A 10,600-nucleotide genomic window follows, 5' to 3' on the forward strand; every position below is an offset into this window, starting at 1 on the left:
CCTCCTGTCATCGGCCAGTCGCCAGGTCGACGAGCAGCGCGTCCACCACGACTTCCTCAAGCACTGCGATGCCCTGCGCGCGTACGGCCTCCGCCAGTGCCGGGTCCCACGGAGTGTCGTCGACTCGGCCAACTGGCGGGCCGGACCGCGGTACGGCACGCAGGTAGTCCTCCGCATGAAACAACCACGGTCGCGCGGTGGTCTTGCTCATCACATGCGCGGCGATCCGTAGCCCTTCGCCGTCGAAGTCGCCGTGGTAACGCAGTGACGCGCCGGAGGCAGCGAGCCTGCGCAGCAGCAGGATTGCCGCTGTGCTCGGCCATCCGGAGATACAGACCAGTGGTGGGCACGCGGCACCGAATCGACGTAGGGCGACCGCCACGACGGCCGGGTTCTCCACGACGTAGACCGTTTCCCCGACCTGTCCGACGGGATGGCGGTTGAGCTGGGCCAGGGTAACCACTGAACCTTCAGCGGCATCGGCCCAAGCGGACAGCGCTCGGGCGAGTGGACTGCTGCCATCGGGCCGTATCCCGGCGACGAGGACGGTGGTGGACATCTCGTCGCAGGCGACACCGAAGTGTTCCCACAGTCGTCGACGCCCTTCGGAGTCGGCCGGAGGCTCCTCGTCGCGCAACACCGCGAGGGCCCGTAGCACCATCTTGCCGAGTCGGCTGTCGTCGTCGAGCGCGTGGGAGTCGCCCGTGAGTCGGGCGGCCAGCACCGCGAGCGGCTCGCCGGTCGCGGGCAGTGCCCTGAGGACGTCGAATGCGCGCCCGAGCAGGTTACGGGTGGCCACCGTGTCATCGGCGACGAGGCCACCGGCGCGAACGCGGTCGAGCCAGGTGGTCAGGGCCGGCTCGGCGGTGACGGTGGGATGCTGCCGGGCCCACCGCCACAGCTCGGCACGCTCGGCGGCGCGGTGGTGACGCTCCTGCGCCCGGTTGTTCAGCGGGCCGCCGATCGCTGCGACCACACCTCGGGTGTCCAGCCCGCCGGTGGCCGCGAGCAGGATGGCGTCCAGCGTCCGTAGGGACACGGTCAGCTCCGGGTCGGGGGTGTACGCGAGCCCGAGAAGGTCGGCCAGCGCGACGCGTTCGGCCGGTGCCAGATTACGCAGGCGCAGTCGGCTCACCGGCCCGGTGGTGCTCTCGAACCGCCGTCGGGCCTCGGCCCACAGCGGCGCGAGTTCCGGTCGGTCGAACCGGGCGGCCGTCATGCCTCGTCGTCGGTCACGACGTCGTGACCCGTCCAGACGAAACGGGCCGTGGTGACCGCGTCGTCGCCGTCCGCACCCCCGGCGACGAGCTGGTGGATGGCGATGCCGTCGACCTCCGCGTAGGTGCACCACTCCTGGTCGGACGTGAGCAGCAGGTCGAGGTCCAGCGCACCCAGCACGGCCATCAGCTGCCCCCGGTTGGTCTGGTCGACGCCGACGAAGACCTCATCGAGAAGGATCAGTCGGGGCGCCGTGGGAGCACCGCGGTAATGCGCACCCGCCGCCGCGAACAGCGGCAGATGCAGGACGATGGCCTTCTCTCCGCCCGACTTGGCACCATGCTGCCGCCGGGTGACCGGCGACCAGTCGCCCGCGCCGGAACGGATCTGCACCACGAACCGATGCCACCGCCGATAGTCGAGGGCTTCACTGAGCTGTTGTTCCCAGCCGTCGGTCGAACCCGCGTCACGGATGTCATCGATGCGGGAGCGGAAGAAATCGTGCAGGATGGCCCGCTGCGCGTCGGTGAGTCGCGCCGGATCCTGCAGCAGCAGTTCCCGGGCCTGCCGCAGCCGGGCGTCGAGATCGCTGTTGACCTCCCAGCTCAGCCGAACGCCCAGACCCGACACCGTCCGTACCCGTTCGAGCTGGGCGCTGACCTCGCGGACCAGATCGGCGGCATGCCGGATGCGCTGCGCGACGTGTCGCCGGGTGTCACCGGTGAGCGTACGGTCGAAGAGCTGGCGTTCCTCCTCGGTGAGGTGTACCCGCATCTCGTCGCGCTCAGCGGTGAGCCGGTGCACGAGTGCGGTGGGCGTGGTCCGCAAACCGTCGACTGTGGCGGTGACGACCTGCACGTCACACTGCTCGTCGGGGATCATCGCAAGGTCGGCGTACCCGGCCAGCGAGGCGCTGATGACGTGTAGCACGTTGCCCAGCTCGCCCTCGTCCTGGCGAAGGTGCCGAGGACCGTGTGGCAGGTTGCCGGTCTCCTCGGCGATCAACCGGGCCGCCTGCAAAGTCGCCGTCACCCCGCCCACGCCGGACAGGTCGACGGTGAGGGCGGCGTCGGCACCGAGCAGGTCGGCGAGTCGGGCCAACCCGGCCACCGCCCTGTCGCGTACTGCAGCGGCGTCGTCGCGGTCCTGCTCGGCGCGTTCGGCTCGGGCGTTGAACTCGTGCAGATCCCCGATGAGCGTTTCGTGACGCGGGCGCAGCTGTCGGATGCCCTGTCTGAGCGTCTCCACATGGTTGCGTAGCCGCTGCACCTCGTCGAGCACCGTCCGGTATTCCACGCCGACGGTGCGTTCCACCGCGTCGAGGCGGGCGGCCAGACCCGCAGCGCTTTCCTCGGCGACCTCGGCACGGGCCGCTTCCTCCTCGGCCAGCCGCAGCGCCTGATCGGCGCTCTCGCGGGCGTCACCGAGCCGGGCTGCGGCATGTTCTTCCCGGCCGCGGTCGGTCAACCACCCGTCCGCTGTCTGCCGAAGAGTGCGCAGCGCGTCGACCAGCCGGTTGAGGTCCGCCGCCGTGGTGGGCAGGCCGTGACGGGAGCCGGTGAGGGTCAGCTCCCGCAGCCCGGCACGGACATCCTCGTCGGCGGTGACCGCCTCCCGTGCAGCCTCGTCGAGCAGGTCCTGCGTGGCGGCGAGTTTGAGCTCGGTCCGGGCGAGGCGTTCGGCGGCCCGTACCACGGGTTGGTGGTCCGGCCGGGCGGCCAGCTCCGCTTTGAGCGCCTCGCGCCGCTCGGTAAGCTGCCGGATCGCCTCGGCCACTTCGGCGCGCTCGACGTCGATCTCGGCGATGTGGGCGGTCAGTTCGGCAACATGGCGCTGCCGCGCCCGCTCACGGCCTGCCGCGCCCAGGAACTCGACATCCGGCTTGCCGGAGGTGCCGTGCAGTGGGCCGAGCCGCCAACTTCCATCGGCACCGACCGCCGCCACATGATGCGGGGCACCCGACCCGAACGCCACGCCCGCGAGCACAGTGGCGACCAACGGCGCTGGCACGGGCGTGCGCTCGTCAGGCGCGAGCACCGCGAGCAGGGACTCGTTCGCCGCGGGCAGCGCGGTGGCTGCCGCGAGATACGTGTCGTGACCACGGCGGTCCGTGGTCACCGACCCGTCGGGCCAGACCCACGCGTCGAGCAGCCCGGACGTCTCAAGCGCGGCCTCCACGGCGACCTGCACCGCGGCCGAGACGCCGGGCCGCCAGTCGACCAGGCGCCACAGCGGACCGCCGGGGCGGTCAGCGCGGGGTGCCGTCCGTTGCCGCGGTGCCGCCGGCTCGTGGATCGCCTCGGTCGACAACTTGGTCAGCCTCGCGGCCAGCTGTTCTCGCTGCCGACCCAACTCCGTCTCGCGCCGCCGGGCATCGGCCTGCACCGCGGCGAACTGCTCACGGACGGCGGCGGACAGCTCGGCGAGCAACGTGCTGAGAGACACCTCGTCGCCGGCCAATTCGGCCAGTTCCGCTGCGCGGCTGTCGACTGGCAGCACCACGCAGGCCGAGGCCCAGCGGGCGATGCCGGCACGCAGACCGGTCAGTTCATCGGCGTACGCTTGCCTGGCCTGCACCAACGCGGTGGCGGCAGCCTCGTGCTCGGTGCTTCGTCGCTCCCGCCGGGTCTGCGCCTGATTCCGCGCGGCCACTGCGCGTTCGTGGGCGGTCACCGCAGCCCGCACCGCGGCGATCTCGTCCTCACGGCCCCGGATGATCCCGGTGAGCAGTTGACGAGCCTGTTGGGTGGACTCGGCGGCGAGCGGTTCCACCAGGGTGGCCAACCCGGCGGCCAGCGCCATGGTGGTGGTTTCCCGCCACGATCGGCCGGTCTGGGCGGCCGCCATGTCCCACTCGCCGGCCAGGGTTGCCGCCCGTTCGCCAGCCCCCGCCGCCTCCGCCCGCCGCTTCTGCGCCGCGGTGGCGGCCTCCTTCGCGGTACGCAGTGCGGCTGTCGCCTCCCGTCGTAGCTGGTCCAGTTGCTGACCCTCGCGGTAGGCGTCGCTGTCACGCAGCCCGCCGATTCGCTCCTCGGTGACGATCAGCTCGCGCTCGTTGTCATTGATGGCCGCACTCACCTGCGTCAGTTCGGCGGCGGCTGCCGCGTGCTCCTGACGGCGCTGCCGGGCGTCCCGGGTGACGTTATCCAGTTTGGTGGTCGCCGCGACCACCTCACCGGAAGCGCGCCGCAGCGCCCGGCGCGCGTATCGTTGCTGACGCTCGGCCAGCCGGCGGGCCGCCGCCACCTCCTCGTCGAGCCGGGCCAGGCGTTCCCGCCGCCGGTCCAGCTGCTCGAATCCTTCCGCGATCTCCGCCAGGTCGGCCGCGTCCAGCGGCGGTAGTGCCTTGGACAGCACCTCCGACAGGGCGTCGGGATTCAGATGTTCGGACAACTTCGGGGTACGCAGTTGCAACAGTGTCGCGATCAGGGCTTCGTACTGCGTCTCGCTGAGCCCACGGAACAGGGTCTCCCGCACCACACGCCGGTAGGACTCCGCGCTGGTATGCACGACGCCCCGATCCCCGAGGGCCCGGCTGAGTTCCTGCCGGGTCATCGGCACGTTGCCGTCCTTGACCAGCGACAGGCCGCCGGCCATGCCCACCCGCAGCTCTGTGGTGAAGTAGGTGGCGTCGACCGTGCGGGTGTTCGTCGACGCGGCGAGCCGGGCGCCGCAGACGAACCAATCCGCCCCGTCGTCACCGCCGCACCCGAACTCCAGCCACACGTAGCCCACTCGGGTGGTGTGTGGGTAACCGTCGCCCATGAGGTTCCAGTGCATGGTGCGTTCAGAACCACCGAACGTGGACAGTCTCGTGGGGCGCAGGTTGGCGTCGAGCAGGTACGGCAGCAACAGCTCCAACGCCTTGGACTTGCCGGTGCCGTTGGCGCCGCGCAGCAGCAGCCGGCCGCGGTGGAACGTGAAGACCTCGTCGTAGTAGCGCCATACGTTGAGCACGCCGGCCCGGGTGGGTTGCCAGCGGTCGGCGCGAAGCGTGCCGGCGTCCAGGCCGGCGCCGGGCAGGGTCACAACGGTCACCGGCGGCTCCTGCCTATGCGGGGACTGACGACGGTAGCCTCGCCGATGGCATACCGGGCGGCGGCGGCAAGTGCCCTGACCCCTCCACCGGACCGCTGCACCAGCCCGAATCGCGCGAGCAGCGCCAACGCCTCGTCGGCCAGCCGCTGCGGCCCGCCGTCGGAGCGGTAGGTACGCGCCCACTGCGGCACGACCGCGAACCGATCGGCGAGCTGCCGAACGAGCTGCTCCTTGGCGACGGCGACGGGGCGCGCCGCGACGACGCTGTCCAGCAGCAACAGCGCCGCCTGCCCGGCAACGCTGCCCCCGGCGGGAAACCTCTCGTCCGTGGCCAGGGCATCCGGATCGACCGCGAGTAGGCCTTCGGCGCGCTCCTCCAACAGCATCCCGGCCTCCGTGACGGCCGTTCGCAACATGCGTCGGCCGGTGATACTGGCCGCGTAGGCACGTTGCGCCTCGGTCAGGTCGTCGAGATAGACGACCGGGTCGTCGAGGAGCCGACGCACGATCGAGTGCCGTAGCCAGCGGTTGCGCTGCTCGTCGGAGACCTCGGCGGCGGGGTCCTGGGCATCGCCGTAGCGCGGTTCGTGCGTCAGCGCAACCAGATCACCGTCGGGCAGCCGGGACGGTGCCTGTCGCGTGGCGAGCAGTCGAACCAGCCCGGCACTGTCGACCCGGTAGAGCACCTTGGCGTCGGCATGTTGCAGGTAGGCGTCGGTGTTGCCGTCCACGGCAGTGAGCACGCCCAGCTCCTCCAAGACCAGCAGGGCATCGACGTACGCCCGGCGGTCGTCGTGTCGGGAGCTGTCGAACGCGGCGATGTCCGGTTCGACGGCCGACGCCTGGGTCAGCCGCTCGGCGACGATGCCGATCGTGGTCACCGGCCCGGCGAGCAGCTCGGCGGCCACCAGGCAGAGCAGGGTGTAGCGGCGCCGGTCGAGCGGATTCCGCGCACCGCGTGGGCGGCGGGCCGGGCGGTCGACCGGGGGCCGCTGTGACGTCTTCATCAGCCGGGCGTAGCCGGCGCGGGGTTCGACGACCAACCGCCAGCCGGTGTTCGTGTCGAACCAGGCCACCAGCTCCGTGCGGTGCCGCACGATCAGGGCGAAGTCGGGCGCCGACGTGTCACGGGTGAGCATCGGACGGGCCAGCAGGGCCCGGATCGCCTGGGCGCGTTCGGCTGCCCGTTCCCGGTCAAGTTCGCTGCGCAGGTCACTCATGCCGGCCTACCCTCGATCAGCATGGGCGTGGCGGTGTTTCCCTCGCCTGGCCGGTTGCCGGGTGTCAGCGCATGCGGCGCTGCCGCTGGCACCTCTCTCGGACGGGGGATGGTGCGGGTCTCGCTGATCGAGACGAGGAGATCGGGGGCGCTGAGCACTCCCTGCGGCGTACGTAGCAGGGTACGGCCGGTGCTGTCGGTGTCGGTCAGCGTCACCACCAACCGACCGTCGGCAGTGGTGGCGCGCCGCACGCCGTCGCGTTCGGGCGCCGACAGGGCCCGGGACAGTAGCTCCAGCAGCCGCCCGAAGCTGCCGGAATCGAGCTGCCCGAACGCCGACAGCCGCACCGGCCCGGGTGTGGCGAGCCTGCGCCAGGCCCGCTCCAATTCGAGCCGCTCGTGCACCATCCGTTCCCGGCGCAGCCGGCGGATTTCGGCGGTGTCGCGTACCCGCGCGGTACGGGCAACCTTGTCCACCTGCCCGGAGGTACGCAGCAACGGGGACACGGGCGCTGCCGGGGCCTGCCACCACGATGTGGTGGCCGTCACCGCAGTCGGGTCGTCGAGGGCGAGATGGGTGTGCCGGGCGGGCCACAGCCCGAACGCGGCGGACCACAACTCGTGTGCAGCCTCGTCGGATTCACAGGCGGCGAACCAGCGGGCCAACGCCCGGAAGTCGGCGGCGGTGCTGGTGCCGCGTCGGCGACTGTCCGACAGACGTTCCAACGCCCGCATCAGAGCCACGATGGCCCGCCGGGCCACATCGGCGAGCTGGTCGATGCGCGGCGCAGTGCCGTCGTCGGGCCGAAACCACGAACACAGGCCGTGCCAACGGGCAACCCGCTGCTCAAGCCAACGAGGGGCGGGGTCGGCGCCACCGGGCAGGGTCGGCAGGTCGGCGCCACGCAACGCCCGACGGTGCAGGACGGTGACGCCACGGGCCTGCACCCGGGCAACCGCCTCGGCGATCGCCTGCCGCCGCCCGTCCAGGTTCGTCACGAACTCGGACAGGTAGGCGATGGTGGCCTGCTTCACCTCGCCGAAGGTGACCGGGTCGGCGCCCTCCTCACGCAGCAGCCGCTGCAACTGGCCGTTGAACTGCTTGGTGCTGGCCCGCAGACCGGCGAGGTGCCCCTCAAGCTCTATCAGGGCGGCGTAGACCCGCCGGTCGGGAGCGCCGTCGTCGGCGAGCAGGTCGTGCAGCTCGCCGAGCCGGTCGAGAATGGCGTCGAGCACCGCTGTCTGCAGGGCCCCGGTCGACGACAGGTGCGCCACCGCGTGCAGCACGCCCTCGTAAGCGGCCTCACCCTTGCGACTGAGCGAATAGTGCAGGTTACGTCGCTCGTACTCCGCCGCAGAGGCGTAGTGGGCGGTGTGGTTCTGCGTACGTTCGATGAGGCCGTACTTGTGCAGCGCCCCGAGCGTGTAGTCGAGAGAGCTGTCGGTGACCGGCTCGTACCACCCTACGCCGGGTAACGCCGCGAAAATCTCGTCGAAGGTCAGCGCGGCGACCAGCCGCTCGTGGGCGTCACCGAAAACCTGCATGACGGCGGTGTGCAACTCGGCCCGGTCGGTGGTGGTGAAGGTGAACATGTCTGCCGGGACCTGACGGAACACCGGTCGGGGGCGGGGCTCCTCGCCCATGTCACCTCCCCCGGTCGTCGTGCGCGGACACCTCCGGAGGTTACCGGGCCACCCCGACAGACCGCCGCGAGCGCGCATTGTTGTCGGCAAGCGCGATGATCGACTCCGTTCCGCCGTAGTGGCGGCTTCCCGCTGATGCGTACCCCGCCGTTTCGGCGATACGAGGGGCCAGGGCCGCCTCGTTGTCGGCGTTCCACGGTAGGTCAGAGGCCCAGCAGCCGTTCCACACCTCGACCACGTCGAACCAGTCGTACGGGTACATCAGCGTTCCCGACGGATACGGGGCGTGCGGATGCGCCGCCACACACAGTCCACCGGATCGGCGTACCTGATCCAGGTGCCGGCCGATCACGTCGTCCCGGACGCCGTACCCCATTCGATCGCCTGCTCGGGGGCAAGCCCCAGGGCGAGCCAGTGGCCGGTCCGGGTGGTGACCTCCTGGCCCAGGATCACCAGCAGGTCGTCACCGGCGTACGGTCCCCACTCGCCGTGCCCGGCGGCCGTGTTGTGCTCGGTGGTGGCGATGAAGTCGAGCCCGAGCGTACGGGCGGCGGCGGCAAGGTGGGCAGGGGTCAGGTCGGCGCCTTGCGGCAACAGCGAGTGGACGTGGAGTATCTCCCAGCCGCGAACGTGTTGCGAGGTTGAGCCGCCGTCACGATCCTCCGAGGCTGTCTGCCGGGGGCGGCTGCCTCGGGTCCGTTCGACGCAGTTCGGTCTGCCAACCGATCATCGCGTCGTCCCAGCGGATCCGGCCGCTGGCACGCAGCGAGTAGACGGCGTAAAGCAGGCTCTGCAACGACACTGCGGAACCGAGCTGTTCGTAGGCAGCCTGCAACGCCAGCACCCCGCCAGCTTCATCGACCAGATCGTCGAGCACCTGACGCAGATTGCCGTCGCGTTGACGCTCGCCCCAGGTGCCAGCCCGGGTGGAATCGGCCGATGCCGGTTGCTCTACCGACACGGGCCCGACGACGGGGGCCGACGGGCTCATCGCGCGGGTCGTCAACTCCACCAGGTTGATCTCGAAAGCGAGTTGGGCAGCCCGCATCTCCGCGAGGGCACTGTTGATGCCCCCGACGGCGTGCTTAATTTCCTCGAGCGCGACGCTCGTCCTCGCGTTAAGGTCCCGGCTCTGACGGGAGGCTAGTAGGGAGAACGCCGACTGGGTCAGCAGGCCGGCGACAGCCGCGGCGAGAAACGGAGCGTCGAGCCAACCCGGTGCGTGGCCACGCAGCGCGGCCCACCACCGGCCCACCGCCAGCCCGGCGTCGAACGCGACCCAGAGCACGAGGCCCGTTCCGGTCGGGGTCATCATCGCCTACGTCACCTCCCGGATCAGGTCTCTATGACAACCGTCCGGGCGATTCGCCGGGCAGGCCGGAGAGGATCTCGTAGAGCAGGCCACCCATCCAGCGGGTGTCCGGCTCACCGTCGGGAATGCCAATCGTCCGGGAGACCCTCGGCGACACGAATACGCGAATGCTCTTGGCCAGCTTCTGGAAGTCCTCGACCGCCGCTCTCGCCGTGCTCGAGATCCGGTCGATCCGCTCCGGCTCCCCACGGTCCTCGCGCAGCGAGGCCACGAGTCGGCCATCCATGGGCCGGGCCGGAATGTCGATGAGGATCTCCGCCTCGTCGACCTCGCCGAGCCTCGGGTATCGCGATCTGAGCCCCTCCGCGAGAGCCTTGCGTACCCGCACCTCCCCGCCACGACCGCGACCTTCCGCCCGGGACAGCGCGGTCAGTCGATTGAAGACGAAGCCCTCCTGCCGGTCGTCGGCCACAGGGACCTTGTACAGCTCCTCGAAAAGGCCAGCACCGCGCAGCGGAATGAACATGGCCATCGGTGAGCGCCGGCCGGTGTGCTCCTCGTACAGCTCATTCATCCTGCGCACCACGTTCGCTTCGGAGGATACGAGGAACTCACGTCGCAGCTCCGACTCGTCCAGCCTTCCGTAGTCGATGTTGTCGGCGACGTGCAGGAACATCGCCATCAGCGCCCGGTTGCGCTGATGCCAATAGATGGCTCGGAAGTTGGCCAGCCGAGCGTGAATCACAGACTCGACGGCCGGCAGGGCCCGCATGTCGAAGGCCAAGGACTCCATGTTCAACCGGTCCGGCACCATGATCGCCGACCGCATAAGCCGAGCGTGGTCAATGCCCTGCCCGGCCGGCACTCCGGTGTAAAGCGCGTCGAGCGACAGGTAGGACAGCTTGTCGACGTCGATTCCCGAGTCGAGCATCGAGTTGACGAACTGCTCGACGGGGCCGTGCTGTCGAACTTGATGCCGCTCGCCGAAGATCACCCGCCACAGCGCCTCCGGATCAATGCAGGCCTCGTCAAGCAACTGCGCGAGGGGCGTGTGCGGTTGGCCGGTGAAGTGACTGAGCCATTCCGCGCAAGCGGGAGGTAGCAGAAAGTAGCCGGCCGGTATGCCCGGAAGGTGCGGGACGCGCCAGTTCTGGGTGGGGTACGTAGAA

8 protein-coding genes are annotated in these 10,600 nt (G+C 70.3%); all 8 read right to left on the minus strand.

Going from position 1 to position 10,600, the window contains the following annotated elements:
• Positions 1–7: 7 nt before the first annotated feature.
• A complete protein-coding gene (locus tag AB0M35_RS20700; protein WP_363747172.1) occupies positions 8–1,219 on the minus strand; it encodes a TIGR02679 family protein in 1,212 nt (403 codons plus the stop codon).
• Positions 1,216–5,256, minus strand: a complete 4,041-nt coding sequence (locus tag AB0M35_RS20705; protein ID WP_363747173.1) for a TIGR02680 family protein — start codon at positions 5,254–5,256, stop codon at positions 1,216–1,218. The genes AB0M35_RS20700 and AB0M35_RS20705 overlap by 4 nt, the downstream gene beginning before the upstream one ends.
• Positions 5,253–6,476: a TIGR02678 family protein gene (locus tag AB0M35_RS20710; RefSeq protein WP_363747174.1), complete on the minus strand. Its 1,224-nt coding sequence runs from the start codon at positions 6,474–6,476 to the stop codon at positions 5,253–5,255. Before AB0M35_RS20710 ends, AB0M35_RS20705 begins: the two co-directional genes overlap by 4 nt.
• Positions 6,473–8,119, minus strand: a complete 1,647-nt coding sequence (locus AB0M35_RS20715) for a TIGR02677 family protein (RefSeq protein ID WP_363747175.1) — start codon at positions 8,117–8,119, stop codon at positions 6,473–6,475. The genes AB0M35_RS20710 and AB0M35_RS20715 overlap by 4 nt, the downstream gene beginning before the upstream one ends.
• 40 nt (positions 8,120–8,159) lie before the next feature.
• On the minus strand, positions 8,160–8,495 hold the full coding sequence (locus AB0M35_RS20720; RefSeq protein ID WP_363747176.1) for a hypothetical protein: 336 nt from the start codon (positions 8,493–8,495) through the stop codon (positions 8,160–8,162).
• Entirely contained in the window at positions 8,468–8,713 is a 246-nt protein-coding gene (locus tag AB0M35_RS20725) for a hypothetical protein (RefSeq protein ID WP_363747177.1), read from the minus strand. Before AB0M35_RS20725 ends, AB0M35_RS20720 begins: the two co-directional genes overlap by 28 nt.
• Before the next feature lie 58 nt (positions 8,714–8,771).
• Positions 8,772–9,434, minus strand: coding sequence for a hypothetical protein (locus tag AB0M35_RS20730; protein ID WP_363747178.1), 663 nt, complete (start codon positions 9,432–9,434; stop codon positions 8,772–8,774).
• Between the two features lie 28 nt (positions 9,435–9,462).
• Positions 9,463–10,600: hypothetical protein (locus AB0M35_RS20735; protein ID WP_363747179.1), on the minus strand; the 1,138-nt coding region annotated here is incomplete at its 5' end.

It is taken from the genome of Micromonospora sp. NPDC051196 (assembly GCF_040682415.1).
Lineage (GTDB): Bacteria > Actinomycetota > Actinomycetes > Mycobacteriales > Micromonosporaceae > Micromonospora.

What these genes read in the sequence shown, in the direction of transcription:
- AB0M35_RS20710 (WP_363747174.1), bottom strand. Translation starts at nt 6,476, where the DNA reads ATGAGTGACCTGCGCAGCGAACTTGACCGGGAACGGGCAGCCGAACGC.
- AB0M35_RS20730 (WP_363747178.1), bottom strand. Translation starts at nt 9,434, where the DNA reads ATGATGACCCCGACCGGAACGGGCCTCGTGCTCTGGGTCGCGTTCGAC.
- AB0M35_RS20700 (WP_363747172.1), bottom strand. Translation starts at nt 1,219, where the DNA reads ATGACGGCCGCCCGGTTCGACCGACCGGAACTCGCGCCGCTGTGGGCC.
- AB0M35_RS20720 (WP_363747176.1), bottom strand. Translation starts at nt 8,495, where the DNA reads ATGGGGTACGGCGTCCGGGACGACGTGATCGGCCGGCACCTGGATCAG.
- AB0M35_RS20715 (WP_363747175.1), bottom strand. Translation starts at nt 8,119, where the DNA reads ATGGGCGAGGAGCCCCGCCCCCGACCGGTGTTCCGTCAGGTCCCGGCA.